21 protein-coding genes are annotated in these 17,963 nt (G+C 66.2%); 10 read left to right on the forward strand and 11 right to left on the reverse strand.

The window, feature by feature from the left end:
• Positions 1-11 precede the first annotated feature (11 nt).
• On the reverse strand, positions 12-2,558 hold the full coding sequence (locus BST13_RS09050) for an ATP-dependent Clp protease ATP-binding subunit (RefSeq protein ID WP_083162772.1): 2,547 nt from the start codon (positions 2,556-2,558) through the stop codon (positions 12-14).
• 106 nt (positions 2,559-2,664) lie between these two features.
• Positions 2,665-3,114, reverse strand: coding sequence for an Hsp20/alpha crystallin family protein (locus tag BST13_RS09055; RefSeq protein ID WP_158087131.1), 450 nt, complete (start codon positions 3,112-3,114; stop codon positions 2,665-2,667).
• 284 nt (positions 3,115-3,398) lie between these two features.
• Between BST13_RS09055 and BST13_RS09060 the strand changes: the two genes are divergently transcribed.
• Positions 3,399-4,415, forward strand: a complete 1,017-nt coding sequence (locus BST13_RS09060; protein ID WP_083162776.1) for an FUSC family protein — start codon at positions 3,399-3,401, stop codon at positions 4,413-4,415.
• On the opposite strand, the gene BST13_RS09065 is transcribed toward BST13_RS09060, so the two are convergent.
• Entirely contained in the window at positions 4,406-5,614 is a 1,209-nt protein-coding gene (locus tag BST13_RS09065; protein WP_083162778.1) for a PucR family transcriptional regulator, read from the reverse strand. The two genes, BST13_RS09060 and BST13_RS09065, sit on opposite strands and share 10 nt — an antisense overlap.
• On the reverse strand, positions 5,611-5,985 hold the full coding sequence (locus BST13_RS09070) for a S24 family peptidase (protein WP_245839463.1): 375 nt from the start codon (positions 5,983-5,985) through the stop codon (positions 5,611-5,613). The genes BST13_RS09065 and BST13_RS09070 overlap by 4 nt, the downstream gene beginning before the upstream one ends.
• A 182-nt stretch (positions 5,986-6,167) precedes the next feature.
• Here BST13_RS09070 and sodN point away from each other — a divergent pair, with 182 nt between their 5' ends.
• Entirely contained in the window at positions 6,168-6,572 is a 405-nt protein-coding gene (gene sodN / locus BST13_RS09075) for a superoxide dismutase, Ni (protein ID WP_029370024.1), read from the forward strand.
• A 169-nt stretch (positions 6,573-6,741) separates the two neighbouring features.
• Positions 6,742-7,074, forward strand: a complete 333-nt coding sequence (locus tag BST13_RS09080) for a hypothetical protein (protein WP_245839464.1) — start codon at positions 6,742-6,744, stop codon at positions 7,072-7,074.
• 164 nt (positions 7,075-7,238) lie between these two features.
• Here the strand turns inward: BST13_RS09080 and BST13_RS39035 are convergent, their stop codons facing one another.
• Positions 7,239-7,385: a hypothetical protein gene (locus BST13_RS39035; protein WP_158087132.1), complete on the reverse strand. Its 147-nt coding sequence runs from the start codon at positions 7,383-7,385 to the stop codon at positions 7,239-7,241.
• A 414-nt stretch (positions 7,386-7,799) separates the two neighbouring features.
• Between BST13_RS39035 and BST13_RS09085 the strand changes: the two genes are divergently transcribed.
• Positions 7,800-8,810, forward strand: coding sequence for a Dyp-type peroxidase (locus tag BST13_RS09085; protein WP_083162782.1), 1,011 nt, complete (start codon positions 7,800-7,802; stop codon positions 8,808-8,810).
• Positions 8,807-9,604, forward strand: coding sequence for a family 1 encapsulin nanocompartment shell protein (locus BST13_RS09090; protein WP_083162784.1), 798 nt, complete (start codon positions 8,807-8,809; stop codon positions 9,602-9,604). Before BST13_RS09085 ends, BST13_RS09090 begins: the two co-directional genes overlap by 4 nt.
• A gap of 1 nt (position 9,605) precedes the next feature.
• On the opposite strand, the gene BST13_RS09095 is transcribed toward BST13_RS09090, so the two are convergent.
• Positions 9,606-10,031 (reverse strand): VOC family protein, encoded by a 426-nt coding sequence (locus BST13_RS09095; RefSeq protein ID WP_083162786.1) that lies wholly within the window; start codon positions 10,029-10,031, stop codon positions 9,606-9,608.
• 92 nt (positions 10,032-10,123) lie between these two features.
• On the opposite strand from BST13_RS09095, the gene BST13_RS09100 reads away from it, so the two are divergent.
• Positions 10,124-11,026 (forward strand): LysR family transcriptional regulator, encoded by a 903-nt coding sequence (locus BST13_RS09100; RefSeq protein ID WP_170064270.1) that lies wholly within the window; start codon positions 10,124-10,126, stop codon positions 11,024-11,026.
• On the opposite strand, the gene BST13_RS09105 is transcribed toward BST13_RS09100, so the two are convergent.
• Positions 11,023-11,616: a TetR/AcrR family transcriptional regulator gene (locus tag BST13_RS09105; protein WP_083162790.1), complete on the reverse strand. Its 594-nt coding sequence runs from the start codon at positions 11,614-11,616 to the stop codon at positions 11,023-11,025. The genes BST13_RS09100 and BST13_RS09105 overlap by 4 nt on opposite strands.
• A 21-nt stretch (positions 11,617-11,637) precedes the next feature.
• On the opposite strand from BST13_RS09105, the gene BST13_RS09110 reads away from it, so the two are divergent.
• Positions 11,638-12,033 (forward strand): hypothetical protein, encoded by a 396-nt coding sequence (locus tag BST13_RS09110; protein WP_083162792.1) that lies wholly within the window; start codon positions 11,638-11,640, stop codon positions 12,031-12,033.
• Positions 12,034-12,052: 19 nt separating this feature from the next.
• On the opposite strand, the gene BST13_RS09115 is transcribed toward BST13_RS09110, so the two are convergent.
• Complete coding sequence (locus tag BST13_RS09115) at positions 12,053-12,901, reverse strand: DMT family transporter (protein WP_083162794.1); 849 nt, start codon at positions 12,899-12,901, stop codon at positions 12,053-12,055.
• Between the two features lie 155 nt (positions 12,902-13,056).
• On the opposite strand from BST13_RS09115, the gene BST13_RS09120 reads away from it, so the two are divergent.
• On the forward strand, positions 13,057-13,494 hold the full coding sequence (locus BST13_RS09120) for a DUF1707 domain-containing protein (RefSeq protein ID WP_083162796.1): 438 nt from the start codon (positions 13,057-13,059) through the stop codon (positions 13,492-13,494).
• On the opposite strand, the gene BST13_RS09125 is transcribed toward BST13_RS09120, so the two are convergent.
• Together BST13_RS09125 and BST13_RS09130 are read right to left on the reverse strand one after the other, a co-directional pair.
• Entirely contained in the window at positions 13,461-14,105 is a 645-nt protein-coding gene (locus tag BST13_RS09125; protein WP_083162798.1) for a response regulator, read from the reverse strand. The genes BST13_RS09120 and BST13_RS09125 overlap by 34 nt on opposite strands.
• Positions 14,105-15,064 (reverse strand): sensor histidine kinase, encoded by a 960-nt coding sequence (locus BST13_RS09130; protein WP_083162800.1) that lies wholly within the window; start codon positions 15,062-15,064, stop codon positions 14,105-14,107. Before BST13_RS09130 ends, BST13_RS09125 begins: the two co-directional genes overlap by 1 nt.
• A 144-nt stretch (positions 15,065-15,208) precedes the next feature.
• Here BST13_RS09130 and BST13_RS09135 point away from each other — a divergent pair, with 144 nt between their 5' ends.
• The gene (locus tag BST13_RS09135; RefSeq protein ID WP_245839466.1) at positions 15,209-15,697 is read left to right on the forward strand and encodes a CBS domain-containing protein; all 489 of its coding nucleotides are present in this window, start codon (positions 15,209-15,211) and stop codon (positions 15,695-15,697) included.
• Positions 15,698-15,704: 7 nt separating this feature from the next.
• Positions 15,705-17,021, forward strand: a complete 1,317-nt coding sequence (locus tag BST13_RS09140) for an ArsB/NhaD family transporter (protein WP_083162802.1) — start codon at positions 15,705-15,707, stop codon at positions 17,019-17,021.
• A gap of 37 nt (positions 17,022-17,058) precedes the next feature.
• On the opposite strand, the gene BST13_RS09145 is transcribed toward BST13_RS09140, so the two are convergent.
• Positions 17,059-17,928, reverse strand: a complete 870-nt coding sequence (locus tag BST13_RS09145; RefSeq protein WP_083162804.1) for a hypothetical protein — start codon at positions 17,926-17,928, stop codon at positions 17,059-17,061.
• Positions 17,929-17,963 lie beyond the last annotated feature (35 nt).

The raw sequence follows: 17,963 nt of genomic DNA on the forward strand, positions 1-17,963 counted from the left end.
TCTGAATCCCTCTACTCTTTCGTGGCCTGCGTCTTCTTCGAGGTCTTCTTGGCGGCCTTCTTCTCCGCCACCTGACCGTCCCCGGACGCCGCGGCATCACCGTTGGTGTCGGCCGTGCCCTCGGCCCCCTCGGGGCTGACCGTCTCGATCACCAGACCGGTCGCGTCGGCATCGACCCGGACCGTATCGCCCGAGCGCACAGTGCCTTTCAGCAGGAGCCCGGACAGCTTGTTGTCCAGCTGACGCTGCACCGTCCGGCGCAGCGGCCGGGCCCCGAACTTGGGATCGAAGCCTTGTTCGGCCAGCCAGTCCTCGGCCGCGGTGGTCACGTCGAGCTCGATGTCCTGCGCGTGCAGCAACCGTCGCGTGCCATCGAGGATGAGCCCGATGATCTGCCGCAGCTGCGCCTTGTCGAGTCGGTGGAAGACGATGGTCTCGTCGATCCGGTTGAGGAACTCCGGCCGGAACCGGGTGCCCAGCAACTCCATGAGCTGGGGCGTGATCTTCTCGACGTCGCCGTCGGGCGCGTCGAGGATCAGATCCGATCCGATGTTGCTCGTCAAGATCACGATGGTGTTCTTGAAATCCACTGTGCGGCCCTGCGCGTCGGTGACCCGGCCGTCGTCGAGCAGCTGCAGCAGCACGTTGAACACATCCGGGTGCGCCTTCTCGATCTCGTCGAACAAGATCACCGAATACGGTTGGCGCCGAACCTTGTCCGTGAGCTGACCGGCATCCTCGTAACCCACATAGCCGGGCGGGGAGCCCACCAGCCGCGACACCGTGTGCTTCTCCTGGAACTCACTCATATCGAAGCGGATCATCCGGCTCTCGTCACCGAACACCGCCTCGGCCAACGCCTTGGCCAGCTCGGTCTTGCCGACGCCGGTGGGGCCGAGGAACAGGAACGAGCCGATCGGCCGGTTCGGGTCGGCCAGCCCGGCGCGTGAGCGTCGCACGGCCTCGGCAACGGCACTCACCGCATCCTCCTGCCCGACGACCCGGTTGTGCAGCACATCCTCGAGCGCCATCAACTTGTCGCGTTCCTCGGCGGTCAGCTCAGTGACCGGGATGCCGGTCTGCCGCGACACCACCTCGGCGATGTCGACGACACCGACCTCGGGTTCGGCCCCGGCCTGGATCTCGCCGACCTGCTCCTTGGAGTTCTCGATCTGCTGTGCAATCTCCTTCTTCAGCTCGTTGGCCTTTTCGAAGTCCTCGGCGGCCACCGCGGCGTCCTTCTCGCGGTTGAGCCGGGCCAGCTGTTCTTCGAGGCTCTTCGCATCGGCACTGGGCGTCTTGGTGCGCAGCCGTACCCGGGCCCCGGCCTGGTCCATCAGGTCGATCGCCTTGTCGGGCAGGAACCGGTCGGTGATGTAGCGGTCCGACAGTTCGGCCGCGGCCACCAGCGACTCGTCGCTGAAGTGCACCTGGTGGTGCTCCTCGTACACATCGGCCAGCCCGCGCAGGATCTCGATGGTGTCGTCGACCGAGGGCTCGGACACCATGACGGGCTGGAACCTGCGCTCCAGGGCGGCGTCCTTCTCGATGTAGCGGCGGTATTCGTCGATGGTGGTGGCGCCGATGGCGTTGAGATCACCGCGGGCCAGGGCCGGCTTGAGCAGGTTGCCCGCATCCATCGAACCCTCACCGGTCGAGCCGGCACCGACGATGGTGTGCAGCTCGTCGATGAACACCACCAGCTCGTCGGAGTGGTCACGTACCTCATCGAGGATCTTGGTCAGCCGCTCCTCGAACTCGCCGCGGTACTTGCTGCCCGCGACCAGCGACCCGACATCGAGCGCGACGACGCGCCGGTCGGCCAGCGTCTTGGGCACGTCACCGTTGACGATGCGCTGCGCCAGGCCCTCAACGATCGCGGTCTTGCCGACGCCCGGGTCACCGATGAGCACGGGATTGTTCTTGCGCCGCCGGGACAGGATCTCGACGGTCTGCTCGATCTCGTCGGCACGTCCGACGACCGGGTCGAGCTTGCCGGCCCGCGCATCGGCGGTCACGTCGCGCGCGTACTCGTCGAGGGTCGGGGTGTCGCTGGCGGGCTGCTGCTTGCCCGACGACGCAGCCCGCAGACTGGGTGCCGCGGCCAGCGCCTTGGTCGCCGGAGTGTCGGGCGTCGCCGCGATCCCGAGCAGGATGTCCTCGGGGCCGACGTAGCTCTGCCCGGCCTGTGCCGCGTGCTGCTGGGCCACGCGCAGGGCACGCTTGGCTGCCGGGCTCAAGGTGGGAGTGCCGCCCGAGCCGTCGCCGGACCCGGCCGCGGCCTTCATCTGCTCGGCCACCTGATCGGGATCCAGCTGCAGACCGGCGATGGCGTCGCGGGTCGGTTCATTGGTGGCCGCGGCATAGAGCAGATGTTCTGCGGTGATCTCCGGGTTGCCCCATTCCACCGCGGCGTCGCGGGCCGCGCCGACGAGCTGCTTGGCGCTGTCGGTCAGGAGCCGCCCCAGGTCGACCTGCTGCACTGGCGGCCGCGACCGTGCCCCCGGGCCGAAGAACCGCTGGAACACGTCATCGAAGAAATCGTCGAAATCACTCATCAGAAAAGCTCCTAACCATGGTGGGTTGATGGAAGGGCGATCTGCGATCGATCATCGCATCGCCAGATCGTGGAATTCACAACATTTTTGGAATGGACCGTGGTCCTCATAGCGGACCGGTCACGGGTACGGCCACCGGTTCTGTCCCCAGCACCCCGTCATCGGCAGCCTTCGGTGCACGCACGGTGAGAACACCGTCGCGCAGCGTGGCAGCGGTCCGGAAGGCGTCGACATCACTGGGCAACGCGACTTGATTGTCGAAGTGGCCCTCACGTCGGGTGTGATAGCGCAGTTTCCCGGCGGAATCGCGACGCGGAACGTCGCCGCGGACCCGAATCTCGTTGCCCACGACGTCGACACGGACGTCGCTCGTGGTGATTCCGGGCAGCTCGATCTCGATCACATACGCCTCATCCGTCTCTGCCACGTCGACCGGCAGGGCCTGCTGTGGCCCCGGCGCAGTGGCGGAATCACGGATCAGCCCAGAAAGTTGCGTGCAGAGCGAGTCGAACGTCCACGGATGTTCTTCTCCAGCGGGCCATCTCGAATCCGCCACCGCCGGATCACCCGTACCGGCCGGCGGGCAGGCCGGGCAACAAATTCGTCATGGTCACTCCTTCGGTGCGGAATCTCGGATGGTTCAAGCCTGTCCCCCCGCCCCCTGGTGCGTCCAAGACTTGCCTCCGACCGCGTGATAGGCGCCGCCGATCAACGGCCCGCACGCTGTGGTGATAGGCGTCGCCGATCACTGATTCGAAACTTCCGCTTTGACGGCGACATCGCAGTGCGGCAGCCTCATCTTGTTGTCTGGCAGACCTTTTGATCGATCGGAGTGAACACATGCGCGCCGTGAGGGTGTACACGCAGGTGCGCATCGCCATGACTCCGCCGATGGGCGATCACCGCCCCGCGCTGCGCGTGGCCCTCGGCTTGGCCATCCCCGGCGTGGCGCTGTTGTCGGCCGGACGCCCCGACCTGATGATCTACGCGGTGTTCGGGGCGATCACCGGGATGTACGGCCGCACGGAGTCCCGGCAGCGCCGGCTCGCACACCAGATCCAGGGCGCCGTGATCCTGATACTCGGGGTGTCCATCGGTGTCGCGTTGGGCAATTCTCACATCGTGCAGGCAGTCCTGGTCCTCGCCGCGGTGGCGTTTGCGGCCGTGGGGTCGGTCGCGACGGACTATCTCGCACTCAAACCCGCGGGGCCGTTCTACGGTCTGTTCGCCCTCGGCGCGGTGGCCACCGTCCCGGCCGGCCGCGTGTCGGCGGGGTCCGCGATATTCATATGTGCGGCAACGGCTTTACTGTCCATCCTGCTGGGGGTTCTCGACGCCCCAAGCGGACCGCGGCAGCCACGCCCGCCCATGCCGGACCGCCGCGACGTGCTGATGCACGCGAGCCGCTACGCGATCGCCATTGCTGCGGCCGGGACCGCAGGCCTGACCCTCGGCGTCGACCACGCCAACTGGGCGATGGCCGCGGCCGCCGGTCCATTGGCCGCCGCGGACGCCAGCAGGCGTGTTCGTCGCGGCATCCACCGCCTCGGCGGGACATTCATCGGCCTCGTCGTGGCCGCCGTCCTGCTCATCCCGCAGCCGAGCGAGTACGTGCTGGCGATCTGCGTGATGGCGCTGCTGTTCCCGACCGAACTGTTCATGACCCATCACCACGCGGTGGCGCTGGGCTTCTTCACCCCGTTGATCATGCTGATGACCGACCTGGCCCAACCCGCCGCGCCGCTCGAGCTGCTGGCCTACCGTGGCATCGACACCATCATCGGCGTCGCAGCCGCGGTGATCGTCGCGCTCATCGTCAAGGACCGAACCACCGGCCCACTCCCCGATCAGGACTGAGCACCACTCGAATTCGCCTCCCCCGGAATCAATCTCAATGCGTACGCGGCGGTCGCCAGTTGCGCGACACCCTGCGGGTCCAGCAGTGAGCGGCCGGTGAGCTCGTGCAACCGGCGCAGCCGGTACCGGATGGTGTTCGGGTGGCAGTGCAGAAGTTTCGCCGTCGATTCGGCCGAGCCCTCGTTCTCGACGTAGGTGATGAGCGTGTCGAGCAACACGGTGCGGTCATCGTGCGGCAGTTCCAGCACCGGCCCGAGAACGAGCCGGACCAGGCGTCGCGCCTCCTCGGGCGTTCGGGCGAGGAGAGCCTCCAGCGGGCTCGCGCTGAACACCTGCACGTCGCGGGCGCCCGCAGGCAGCATGGCCAGCGCCGACCTGGCCAACTGCAGTGCACGTGGCGTATCGGCCAACGAGCGGAATTCGGGGCTCACCCCGGTGCGCGCACTCGCGGCCCCGCGCAACACGTCGATGGCCTCGGCCTCCTGACCGACTCGCAGGGCCACCACGCCCAGTTGCAGTGCCGGTGTCAGACGCCAGGCCGAGGCCACCCCACGTTCGGCGAGACGGCGCTCGATCCCGGGAAGGCTCTCCTCAGCGAAACCCGTGGTGTCTGCGGCGACTACGACATACGTCGCGTCCGGCGGCAGATCCAGCAGGGTGGCCGCCTCCGCCGGACCGCCGTCGGGGCTCGGGTGACCGGTGAACAACGCCTCGACCAGCGCCGACCGGCGTTGTTGACGCCCGATCAGCAACTCGGCCGTGGTCGCGCGGTAGGACTCGGTCAAGGCCACCGCATGTTCGTCGGTCAGCTGCCAGATGGTGCTGGCAGCCGCCAGCAGGGCGGCGGTGTCCTGCTGGTGGGCGGCGCGCTGGGCCCGCGCCACCAACGCTTCCCACAACGTCGAGAAGGTGATCCGGTATGCGCGGAGCACTTCCGGCAACGGGACACCCTGCTGCGCCCGGCGGCGACCTGTCGCAGTCGGCACCGCGAGATCCACATCCATGCCCGGGTGCGCCACCGCGGTCAGGATGAAACTCAGATTTTGCGTGATGGACTCGCGAAGTTCGTTGGCGGAAACAAGATCTCGGGTACGGTACAGCGGGATGCGATCGACCGTTGCGGCATACGCCTGATCGACGAGATCGGCAAGACGACTCTGGGCCCACGATGCCAGTTCCGCGATCCTCGCCTCGTTCACGTGGCCTCACTCACTTGCGCTGACGCTCGCCAATACCGGAACAAGACCCGGGCCGTCACCGTAGCCTCACCGTACTTTCGCGAGTCGTCGGCCACGAGCGGGTTGTCACCTTCGATCCACCATCCGCCGCGGTAGGGCCGGATGGCGCGTTTGACCACGAGCAAATCGGGTCGGCTCTCGAACCGCGCGATCACCAGGTCCCCAGGTCGTACCCGCCGCGTCCGGTAGACCATGAGCGCGTCGCCGTCGCGCAACGTCGGCGCCATCGACGGACCGGAAACGCCCACGGTGAACACCCGCGACCGCACCCAACCGGCCCCCGCTGCGGCGACGAGGGCTGCAATCGTCTTCGCGCGCCACGCCCAGGTCACGACCGAACCGTACGCGAGAGGACCCAGATTTGCCGCAACGTACGTTTACCACTTTGTCAGCCTGGTTATCCGGTTCAGGAGTAATGTCACAACAAGGAGTCGACGCAGCGACGGTCGATCCGCTCTGTGCGTGGACTACCTACCCGCACAGCAGTTTTCATGTTGGTACAGGAGAGAGTCATATGCGACTGCCGTCCTTCCTCGCCCCCCGCGTCATCGCCCGTGCGCACTGCGATCTGCCTTGCGGTGTGTACGACCCGGCCCAGGCGCGGATCGAGGCCGAATCAATCAAGGCCATAGCGGAGAAGTACCAGGCCAATGAGGACCCCGAGTTCCGCACCCGTGCGCTGATCATCAAGGAACAGCGTTCGGAACTGGTCAAGCACCATCTCTGGGTGCTGTGGACCGACTATTTCAAGCCACCCCACTTCGAGAAATACCCCCAGCTGCATCAGCTGGTGAACGAGGCGACCAAGCTTGCCGGCGCATCCGGCACCAAGGGCTCGGTCGACCCGGAGGTGGCACAGCAACTCCTCGACAAGATCGATGAGATTGCCAAGATCTTCTGGGAGACCAAGAAGTCCTGACTCGATTCTGTCGTCACGAACAATCGAGTTTGATCGCACGCACAGACCTCGCCGGTTGACCCGTCTGCAGCCTCGCCTGCGCAATAGGCTGCCGACGGCAACCGGATCGAGGGGCAGCATGGGTGACGAGACGATCAGAGCGAAGACGATCGGAAATCCCTCAGGAGGCATGGCCGACGATCCCTGGTCGGCCGGGCATCCGGCCGAAGGGGAACGTGTCGCCATCTTCGCCTATGACGTGACCAGCGTTGACGGCGTATCCGAGGACATGCGTACCTATCACGTGGCCCCGGTGGACACCGCGCGAGAGGGAGCGCTCACCGAGTCGTCACCTCAACCGCAAGGTGTCACAGTGCAATGGACCGGGTGCGGTACCGGTACGGTGGTCCGACCGACAGCCGCCCTGCTGGGCCACGAGCAGCTGACCGACGACCCCGACCGCGCCGATGCGATGGTCCAATGCGAAGTCCGGCCCGACGACCCGCGAATCATCCAGGCGTAGAACAAGTCCGGAGGCCACGCGCGCGGGGTTCCCGCCGTGGAGATCTTGTCCGCCACCGACTATTCGGATACACAGGCTGACCCGCTTCGCGCTGGTCGATGGCACTTCGGTGTCCTACCCGCCCGACCAAACCGACGCTGCTCTGATGTGCGCGTACGCTGCCGTCATCTGTCGGCAACGTTGCTTCGCAGCCAACGCCACCCCGCGGCCACGAGCTCCGGGCCTGCCGAAACCACTTCCTGCCACATCGGCGGCAGCTCCGGACGGGTACGCCAGCGATCCGGCTCTGCGGGCGGTGTCGGCTCAGACATGAATGCCTCCTCGTCATTACGGTCCGCGCTGGTGGAGGTTCCAGTCTGTTGCGAAGGACCCGACGGCGTCCAAGACGTGATTTCGAATGCTCAATAGGCGATACCGATCAACGCGCAAGCGTCTAACGGAGGCGCCGCTCTTCCTCCTTCTCCAGACGTTCGCGTTCCGCTTCGCGACGCTCCTCCTCCTTTTCGATGGCTTCCTCACGTTCGTTCTTGTTGGTCATGAATCCGAGCGTACTTCGCTGCGCCGTGTGATCGGCCTCGGATTGTGATGGCCAACAACCACTTTTGTCGGCTCCGACAGCACGTCCGGCTGGCCGTGCACCGTCATCGCAGCCGTGCGTATGGTCGGGTCAAGCCGTCGGCGCCCCGGTGCCGCGAGCGGCCCCGCCACGAATGAGGAGACGGCAGATGGCGACACCGCTGAGCAGCGGCGCGGTGCAACCGCAACCCGTGCTGGCACCGGTGACGCCTGCCGCCGTGTTTCTGGTGGCGACCATCGACGTAGGCGGCGAGGCCGCCGTGCACGACGCGCTCGGGAACCTGTCCGGTTTGGTCCGCTCAGTCGGATTCCGCGACCCGACAAAGCACTTGTCGATGGTCACCTCTATCGGATCTGCCGCGTGGGATCGATTGTTCGGCGGACCACGCCCAGCCGAATTGCATCCTTTCGTCGCACTCGACGGACCGCGCCACCACGCCCCCGCCACGCCGGGTGATCTGCTGTTCCACATCCGTGCGGAAAGTATGGACGTCTGCTTCGCGTTGGCCGGCCACGTCTACGATGCGATGTCCGAAGCGATCACGGTGGTCGACGAGGTCCACGGCTTCCGCTTCTTCGATAATCGGGATCTGCTCGGATTCGTCGACGGCACCGAAAACCCCGGTGGTGCACTGGCAGTCAATTCGACCGCCATCGGCGACGAGGACCCCGACTTTCGCGGCGGCAGCTATGTGCATGTGCAGAAGTATCTGCACGACATGGCGGGCTGGGATGCGTTGTCGGTGACAGAGCAGGAACGGGCGTTCGGGCGCACCAAGCTTGAGGACATCGAATTCCCCGACGCCGACAAGCCGCGCAATTCGCACCTGGCGCTCAACGTCATCACCGACAACGACGGCACCGAGCTCAAGATCGTCCGGCACAACATGCCGTTCGGCGAGGTGGGGCGCAAGGAATCCGGTACGTACTACATCGCCTACGCCCGCACCCCGACGGTTACGGAACGCATGCTGCGCAACATGTTTCTGGGCGACCCACCCGGCAACACCGACCGCATCCTGGACTTCTCCACAGCCGTCACCGGCAGTCTGTTCTTCACGCCCACAGTCGATTTCCTCGACGACCCACCTCCGCTGCCGAGGCACGCAACACCGGCGAGTGAACTGTCGATCGGAAACTTGAAAGGAACTCCGGGATGAACAACCTGTACCGCGACCTGGCTCCGGTCACCGACGTCGCCTGGGCCCAGATCGAACAGGAAGCCGCACGGACGTTCAAGCGCCACATCGCCGGACGGCGGGTGGTGGATGTGACCGGGCCCGGCGGCCCCTCGAGCGCCGCGGTGGGCACCGGGCACCTGCGTGACGTGGCGGCACCGGCCGACGGCGTGATCGCCGAACTGCGTGACAGTAAACCCCTTGTGCGACTGCGGGTTCCGTTCACCGTGACCCGCGAGGACGTCGACGACGTCGAACGCGGAGCGCAGGACTCGAACTGGGATCCGGTGAAGGCCGCTGCCAAGAAACTCGCTTTCAGCGAGGACCGGGCGATTTTCGAGGGATACGCGGCAGCGTCTATCGAGGGCATCCGCAGTGCCAGCTCGAATCCTGCGCCGGCCCTGCCCGACGATGCGCTGGGCATCCCCGATGTCATCTCCCAGGTGCTGTCAGAACTACGCCTGGCGGGCGTGGACGGACCGTACGCGGTGCTGCTGTCGGCGTCGGTGTACACCAAGGTCAGTGAGACCTCCGACCACGGCTATCCGATTCGCGAACACCTCAACCGACTGGTCGACGGCGAGATCATCTGGGCTCCGGCGATCGACGGCGCATTCGTATTGTCCACGCGCGGCGGCGATTTCGATCTACATCTGGGCACCGACGTGTCGATCGGATACCTCTGCCACGATGCCGACAACGTGCAGTTGTACCTGCAGGAGACCATGACCTTCCAGTGCTACACCGCTGAGGCGTCGGTGGCGCTGACGCCGTAGGTCAGCCGCGCAGCCGATCCGCGATCGCGGTACGGGGCAGTTCCGTCGGGCTCGGATGAGTGATGATGATCCGCTCGAAATCCGGACCGACGGCGTCGACGAACGTCAAACCGGTCTCGTCATCGGCGTGGACGTAGGTCGCGGGATCGTAGGCCTGCAAGCGCTGGGTGATGTGCTCAAGATCGGCCGCGCTGTCGGTGGACCACACCAGGTGCTGCACGCCGAGGACACCGATGCCGCGCTCCAGGAACGGCTCCTTGGCGTGCAGATAGATCTGGAAGCCCTTGGGCGTCAACAGCAATGCCATGTCCTCGGTGTGCACCGCGACCCGGCAGGAGAATATGGCGCGATAGAAGTCGACGGACCGGCTCAGATCGCTCACCCGTACGACGCACGATGAGACGGTCACGTTGATCTCGTTTCCCATGTTTTCAGTCTGACCGTCGCTCACCGCAAACGTCCAACGGGAAATTTCGACATGCCGATAAGTCTCGCCTATCAGCCGTGGTCTTATGGTTCATGCTCTTTCGCCAGCTGGAATATTTCGTGGCGCTCGCTCGCGAGAAGCACTTCGCCCGTGCCGCCGCGGCGTGTTACGTGTCGCAGCCGGCACTGTCGGAGGCCATCCGAAAGCTGGAGAACGAGCTGAAGGTTCCGCTGGTGCGGCGCGGTAAGAGTTTTGACGGGCTGACGCCCGAGGGTGAACGGCTCGTACTGTGGGCGCGGCGCATTCTGGCCGACCACGATGCCCTCATCCACGAAGTCACCGCGCTACAGACCGGCCTTACCGGCGAATTACGCCTCGGCGTCATCCCTGCCGCATCCAGTACGGTGGCGTTGCTCACCAACCCGTTCTGTCTCGAACATCCTTTGGTGCGAGTGCAATTGGAGAGCAGCTTGCGCTCCGCCGGCATCGTCGAGCGCATCATCCGCTTCGAACTCGACGCGGGCATCATCTATCCGGACGGCCAGAACACCACCGACCTTCTCGTCACCCCGCTGTATCAGGAACGCCAGGTGCTCATTGCCAGCGGTGACCTGCTGACGAGCCAGCCCGACCCGACGACATGGGCCGATGTATCGGAACTGCCGCTGTGCCTGCTGAATACCGGCATGCGGGGGCGTCAGCTTCTCGACTCGGCGTTGGCCGCGCACGGTCTCACACTGACGCCGCGGCTGGAGGCGGATTCGGTGGTGTCCCTGTTGGCACACGTCAGCACCGGCCAGTGGGCCAGCATCGTGCCCCAAACCTGGCTGCGGACCTTGCGCCCGCCCGCCGGAGTGCGGGTCGTGGCGCTGGACAACCCGTCGGTGACGGCGACGGTCGCGTTGGTCACCAGTGCTGCCGAGCCGGGTTCGGTGTTGGCACGCGCGCTCGTCAATATCGCGCAGAACGCGCGCATCGCCGTCGAACCTGGCTAGCCCACGAGGCGAACCGACAGCAGAGCGCGCACGGCCTGCGCCAGATCTTCTTCGAGCCACGAGGGCCACTGCGCATCGTCGGCATGCCGTCGCACCGCGGCATACGGGAGGTCGACGACCGCGCGCGTCATCGCATCCATCGTGCGGCCCTCGTCATTGCCGAACACCCCGCGGGCCAGCTCGCGCACGCGCTCGATCAACGGGGCATTCATGGTGGCGAGCCGGGTCTCGAAGTCCGCGTCGGGCTCGCCGTCGAGCAGGTCACTGGGCCGGATGGTGAGTAGCAGCCGGGCATCGTCGGGGGTGGCCCGGGCGAACTGGACCGCTGCGACCGCCATCGCGACAGCCGTCTCCAACGGTGTCGGACCCGCTGCGGCCATCGCGCGGGACTGGAACCGCTCCAGCGCCCGGATCCAGGCCGCGGTCAGGATGCCGTTGCGGTTGCCGAACCGGTGATAGAGGGTGCCCGCCGGGGCGCCGCTGGCCCGGGCGATCGCCGCGACGCTCGCCGCGCGGGGTCCGTCGGCCAAGACGAGCGTGCGGGTCGCGTCGAGAATTGCGTCGGTTTCATGCTTCCGCGGAGGTGCCACGATCTAGTATGGTCCTTCTATATGGAACGTTTACCCTATATTGACGAGCATGCCACAACCATCGAGGCCGACGCGGCAACAACGTGGGAGGCGGTGCTGAAAGTGCTGTGCGGCGACCCGGCCGACCCGCACGCACCGCTCGGCTTCAGGATCGACGAGTGTCGCGCGAACGAGCGCCTCGTCCTCGCCGGTCGCCATCCGTTCGCGGTTTACGAATGGATCTTCGAACTGGATGCGCTGACACCGAACCGCACCCGGGTGCGATCACAGACCTGGGCGGCGTTCCCCCACCTCCACGGGAAGGTCTACCGCGCCCTGGTCATCGGATCCGGCGGGCACCGAATCGTCGTGCGCTTGGCGCTCAAGCGCATCGCCGACGAGGCCCGCCGCCGCGGAGTTGGCGTCCGGCAATCCTGAATCGGCGGATCCGCCAGGGTCAGCCGAGGGTGACCAGGGTGACGGCGCCCGCGGCCATCGCCAGCCCGAACGCCTGTCCTTGGTGGATTCGCTCCCGCAACACCACCACCGCGAGCAGGACGGTGAACGCGGGATAAAGCGACGACAGCACCGACGAGATGGCGAGCAGTCCGGCGTGGGTGGCGAGCTGGAACAGCATGGTGGCGGCCGCGGTGGCCAGGCCGACTGCCAGCGATACGGCGGCGTACTTGTCGCGGGGCAGCCAACTCTGCCGCAATACGCTCGCAATCACCGCGATGACCACGACCGACACCGCCAGGCTCAGCGCAGCGGGGAAGAGCCCGGAGCCCTCGGGCACCTGCCCAAGCGAGACGAACAGGAACCCGAAGCCGATACCGGCGACGATCCCGTCGAGCACGCCGGTTCCGCCCTTGGCGACATGCCCGCCCGCGACGTTCTCGTCGCCCTCACCCGTGGCGATCAGCCAGATCGCGGGCAGGGCGCACATGATGCCGAACCACGCCAGCGCGCTGGGTCGCTCCCCGATGACCACGCCGACCAGGACCGGCAGGGCGGCCGCGCCGACTGCCGACAACGGCGCCACCACGCTCATCCGCCCGTTGGCCAGGCCGCGGTACAGGAACCCGGTGCCGACGCCGGAACCGATGCCGGACAACGCACCCCACGCCAGCGCCGAGCTGCTCGGCGCGCCACCGAAGACCGTCGCCACCAGTGCCAGGACGACCGCACTGCTCAGCTGGACTGCAAACGCCACCCGCCAGACGGACGTCCGGCGGGACAGCACGCCGCCGAGGAAGTCGGAGAGCCCGTACATGCTCGCCGCGCCCAGCGCCAGAAGGATACCCACGGCGGCCGAGGCTACCCGACCGGTCAGACGCGGGTGACGTGCGCCACAGCTTGCCCTGGGAAAGACCTGTGTGCCTGCGCACACATTGCATCTTGACGATGCCTAGATCGGCGTTCATCATTGAACTAGTCAGTGACAAGTTCAACGGAGGCGTCATGTCTGTCATGCAGCAACCCACCCGCGCCGGCGACCGCGAGCGCGAGCAGACCGCCAACGACCTCGGGCAGGCCCTCACCCAGGGCTACCTGACAATGGCCGAATACGAGGACCGGCTGGCCACCACGTTTGCCTCCAACACCCACGGGGAGCTGCGGGAACTCGTGGCCGATCTCCCGCTGGCACGGCTGCGGCGCAACGATCCCCGCCGTCGCGCCGCCCAGGTCCGGGCTGCGCGGCTCAGCGTCCGCATCCACGGCGGCGTCTACCTCGCGGTCTCGCTGCTGATGATCGGGATCTGGCTGGCAGTCGGGCTCGGCGGGGGTGGCTGGTACTTCTGGCCGGTCTGGCCAATCATGGGCTGGGGCATCGGCGTTGCGTCGCATGCCATCCCGATCTGGGCTCACGGCTCGATGAGGCCCGCCCGGATCGCATAACGGGTGAGCGCCAACCGATCCCGCAACCCGAGCTTGGCCAGGATGTTGGTGCGATGCCGGTCAACGGTTTTGGCGCTGATGGTCAGTGTCGCGGCGATCTCGCGCGTCGAATAGCCCTCGGCGATGAGCTTGAGCACCTCCTCTTCGCGCGGCGTGAGGATGGTGTCCGGCAGCTCGCCCTGCCGGGCTCGGTGCAGATAGTCGCGGATCAGTGCGGTCACCGCCCCCGCGTACAGGAACGGCTCGCCGCGCATCGTCGCCCGGCACGCCTCCAGCAGATCGCGATCGGCGACCGACTTCAACACGTAGCCGGACGCCCCGGCCTTGAGCGCCTCGAAGAAATACTGCTCGTTGTCGTACATCGACAGGATCAGGATGCGGACGTGCGGATGCGACCGGTTGATCTCGCGTGCCGCCTGCAGACCGGTCATCCGCGGCATGGCTATGTCGAGAATGGCCAGATCCACGGGCGTTTGGTCGAGCGCCGACACTGCCTCATACCCGTCGGCCGCTTCGGCCACCACCTGCAGATCGGGCTCGGCGTCGATGATCATGCGCAGGCCGCTGCGCACCAGCGCGTGGTCGTCGGCGAGCAGAATCCTGGCGGCCATCAGAGCGGGATCACCAGTCGCACCTCGGTGCCGCCGTCTTGCGGTGAGGTGATGGTCAATTCGGCGTTCACGAGCAATGCCCGCTCACGCATGCCATTGATGCCCGCACCCTCGTCATCGACGCCACCGCGGCCGTCGTCGGCGATGCGCAGCGTCACATCGGTTGCGCCGGAATGCAGATCGAGCCACACCTTGCTCGCCCCGGAATGCCGTGCCACATTCGTCAGGCTCTCTTGCGCGATCCGGTAGCAGACCAACTCCACGTCGGGGCGCAACCGATCTTCCTGCAGGGCAATGTGTTTGACCACGGCGATACCCGAAGCCTGACCGAAGTCGGTGCACAGCGCGTTGAGTGCGCTGTGCAGCCCGAGATCCTCCAACGCGTCGGGGCGCAGCCGTCGGGCGATCTCGCGGACCTCGTCGAGGCTGGCCCGCACGATCTCCTGCGCATCGGCGAGTTCATCCTGCATCGAGGCGGGCGCCCGATCGGCGACCCGCTTGAGCCGCAGCAGGGCGACCGTCAGGGTCTGGCCGATCTCGTCGTGCAACTCCCGGGCGATGCGTTGACGCTCGTTCTCCTGTGCGGCAAGGGCCGACGCGCTCGCCGTGGTCCGCTCGGTCTCCAACCTGTCCAGCATCGTGTTGAACGACGTGATCAGGTTCTCCAGATCGCTGTTACCGACGTGGTTCATCCGGTCGATGCGCTTGGGCGGATCGACTCGCCGCATTGACGCGGCGAGCCGATCCAGTGGGGCAAGACTCGATCGCAGCAACAGCGCGTTGGCGGTCAGGATCACCACCAAACCGATTAGCAGCACCGGAATCTCGGCGAGCTTGATGCGCGACGACACCGACGCCGGCGATACCGCCAGGATCAGCGTGCCGAGCGTGAAGATCAGCCCGTTGATCAGAAACACCCGTCGGAACAGCGCCGTCGCCGGGGTGCGAGCCGGTTTCACCCCACCAGGGTGGCGTGCGACACCGAGGTTTGTCCATACAGGCACCATCCCCCGCGGAATGGGTGTCAGACCCGATGGTCACTGGCCGGGCCCGCGCCCGAAACTGAGCGCAATCGACGCCCGGCGACTCGGAGAACGAGGACCATGACCGTAGCGACCCACTGGAACGAAGACATGCAGGCACATGAAATCGCCGTCCACCCACCGACGGTCCGCATCGACGACCCGGTGTCCAAAGCTGTTCAGCTGATGGTGGTCAACCGGCTGCCCGGGCTGGTGGTGGTCGACGACTCGGGGCGGCCCGTCGCGGTGCTCCCCGGCACCCAGGTGCTACGCCTGGCGATACCCGAGTCCTACCAAGACGATCCGGCCCTGGTGCGCACGGTCGACGAGATCCACGCCGACCTGTTCTGGCACAGGCCGGGCAAACTCACCGTCGGCGACTGCCTGCCGACTCCCGTGGCGAAACCGGCCACCGTGCCGCCCGACGCCACGCTGCTGGAGATCGCGACCGTCATGGCGAACAAACGCAGCCCGCTGATCGCAGTCGTCGACAACACCGGCAGGCTCACCGGGGCGGTGACGCTCGAACGGCTGCTGACCAGTCTGGCGGTGGCCGGGCCCGGCGACTGATCCCCCGGTGCTCGCCGCGGAAGTTTCCCCCGTCGCTTCGCTCGCCCAGGTTTCAGCGCTGACGATCTTCGTCACCGCCTTCTGGTTCATCGCCACCGAGCGGGCCGACAAGGTCAAGACCGTTCTGGTCGCGGCCGGTCTGATGGCGCTGCTCGGGCTCATCCCCGGCGAACAGGTCTTCTATTCCGAACACGAAGGCATCGACTGGAACGTCATCTTCCTGCTGCTGGGGATGATGGTCATCGTCGGTGTCGTCAAGCAGACCGGGCTGTTCGATTTCCTCGCGATTTGGGCGGCAAAACGCTCGCGGGGCAAGCCTTTTCGACTCATGGTGATGCTGATGCTGATCACTGCGATCGCGTCGCCCGTGCTCGACAACGTCACCATCATCCTGCTGGTCGCGCCCGTCACACTGGTGATCTGCGACCGGTTGCGGATCTCCCCGCAGCCCTACCTGATCGCCGAGGTCCTGGCATCCAACATCGGCGGGGCCGCAACCCTGATCGGCGACCCACCCAACATCATCATCGGCAGCCGAGCGGGCTTGACGTTCAACGACTTTCTGGTGCACATGGCTCCCGCGGTGGCGATCATCTTCGCACTGTTCGTGGTGTTCACCCGGGTGTTGTTCCGAAAAGACCTGCGCGCCGAAGAGATTCACATCGACGAGGTCATGGCACTGCAGGAACGCCGGGCCATCAAGGACACCCGGCTACTCGTGCGTGCGCTGGTGGTGCTGAACCTGGTGATCCTCGGCTTCGCGCTGCATTCGGTGCTGCCCGTGGCACCGTCGGTCGTGGCACTGCTCGGCGCCGGGGTGATGTTGCTGGTCACCGATATCGACGTGGGCGAGATCCTGCCCGAGGTGGAGTGGCCGACGCTGGTGTTCTTCATGGGTTTGTTCGTGATGGTCGCCGGACTGGTGCACACCGGCGTGATCGGGAAGCTCGGCTCGGTGGCCGAGTCCGCGTTCGGCGACAACTGGTTCGGCGCGGCCACGGCCTTGTTGTTCGGCTCGGCGGTGGTCGGCGCGTTCGTGGACAACATCCCCTACACCGCGACCATGACGCCCGTCGTCGAATCGATGGTCGCGCAGACCCCGGACGCAGGCACCGGCCAGGCGTTGTGGTGGGCCTTCGCGTTGGGCGCCTGCTTTTCCGGTAACGGCACAGCGATCGCGGCAAGCGCCAACGTGGTCGCGGTCGGCATCGCCCAGCGCGCGGGGCACGCGATCAGTTTCTGGCGATTCACGCGCTACGGCATCGTGGTGACCCTGCTGAGCACGGTCCTGGCGTGGATCTATGTGTGGCTGCGCTATTTCTGAGGTGTGGTGATGGTCGAGACGGTACTGAGGGACAAGATCATGCCGATTTTTGTCCCTGGCTACAGTCTCGACGCCAGCCGCGGCTGAGCAATGCTCGTTCGACGCGGGCGAGGACATCGGCGATGGTGTCCTCGGCGATCACGCGGATGACGATCCACCTCATGGCCTCGAGCTCGCGCAGGGTCTTCTGGTCCTGCACATAGCGTTTGCGATCGGACTGGTGGAAGATGCCGTCGTAATTGACTGCCACCCCGAGCTGCGGCCAGCCCATATCGAGCACCGCCACCACGCGGCCGCGTCCCACCGTCACCACGATCTGGGTTTCGTCGGGCGGCATTCCAGCGTCGGTCAATTGCAGGCGCAGCCATGTTTCCCGCGGGGAATCTGCACCCGAGTCGACCAGCGGCAGTGCGACTTTCAGGGCCCGGATCCCCCGAACGCTCGGATAACGCGCGATGAGCGACGTGACGTCGTCTACGGTGACGCGCCGAGTCCACGCCAACGCATCAATACGTGCGACGGCCTCGTCGCGTGGGTAGTGGCGGCCGAGGTCGAACACGGTGCGCGCAGGTGTGGTGACCGGCATGCCCACGACCCGCTTGATTTCGTCGTCAGAAACGGTCTCGTTGCGCACAACCAAACCTGCTGGTGGCCGGGTGTTGTTCCAGATGAGTTCGATCGGGACGTCGGCATCCACGTACGCCGCACCGTGCAGAGCCGACGCGGCGACGCCGGCGATCACTGCCCGACGGCCCGACCACAGCCAGGCACCGACGGTCCGGTCGCGCAGTGTCGGTTCTCCTCGGACATATACGTCGGGAAACAGCCGCTGGTAGTGATGCCGAAGCTCATTACGCGTGACGAGCTGCTTGGACAGTGCTTCACTGCCGACGATCACCCCACCCATGCCGGAATGTTGGCACGCGGTACCGACACCACACC

The sequence above is a fragment of the Mycobacterium aquaticum genome (assembly GCF_002086485.1).
Classification (GTDB): domain Bacteria; phylum Actinomycetota; class Actinomycetes; order Mycobacteriales; family Mycobacteriaceae; genus Mycobacterium; species Mycobacterium aquaticum.

Coding starts and splice junctions, on each gene's coding strand:
- BST13_RS09050 (WP_083162772.1), bottom strand. CDS start 2,558: ATGAGTGATTTCGACGATTTCTTCGATGACGTGTTCCAGCGGTTCTTC.
- BST13_RS09060 (WP_083162776.1), top strand. CDS start 3,399: ATGCGCGCCGTGAGGGTGTACACGCAGGTGCGCATCGCCATGACTCCG.
- sodN (WP_029370024.1), top strand. CDS start 6,168: ATGCGACTGCCGTCCTTCCTCGCCCCCCGCGTCATCGCCCGTGCGCAC.
- BST13_RS09080 (WP_245839464.1), top strand. CDS start 6,742: ATGGCCGACGATCCCTGGTCGGCCGGGCATCCGGCCGAAGGGGAACGT.
- BST13_RS39035 (WP_158087132.1), bottom strand. CDS start 7,385: ATGTCTGAGCCGACACCGCCCGCAGAGCCGGATCGCTGGCGTACCCGT.
- BST13_RS09085 (WP_083162782.1), top strand. CDS start 7,800: ATGGCGACACCGCTGAGCAGCGGCGCGGTGCAACCGCAACCCGTGCTG.
- BST13_RS09090 (WP_083162784.1), top strand. CDS start 8,807: ATGAACAACCTGTACCGCGACCTGGCTCCGGTCACCGACGTCGCCTGG.
- BST13_RS09095 (WP_083162786.1), bottom strand. CDS start 10,031: ATGGGAAACGAGATCAACGTGACCGTCTCATCGTGCGTCGTACGGGTG.
- BST13_RS09100 (WP_170064270.1), top strand. CDS start 10,124: ATGCTCTTTCGCCAGCTGGAATATTTCGTGGCGCTCGCTCGCGAGAAG.
- BST13_RS09110 (WP_083162792.1), top strand. CDS start 11,638: ATGGAACGTTTACCCTATATTGACGAGCATGCCACAACCATCGAGGCC.
- BST13_RS09120 (WP_083162796.1), top strand. CDS start 13,057: ATGTCTGTCATGCAGCAACCCACCCGCGCCGGCGACCGCGAGCGCGAG.
- BST13_RS09125 (WP_083162798.1), bottom strand. CDS start 14,105: ATGGCCGCCAGGATTCTGCTCGCCGACGACCACGCGCTGGTGCGCAGC.
- BST13_RS09135 (WP_245839466.1), top strand. CDS start 15,209: ATGACCGTAGCGACCCACTGGAACGAAGACATGCAGGCACATGAAATC.
- BST13_RS09145 (WP_083162804.1), bottom strand. CDS start 17,928: ATGGGTGGGGTGATCGTCGGCAGTGAAGCACTGTCCAAGCAGCTCGTC.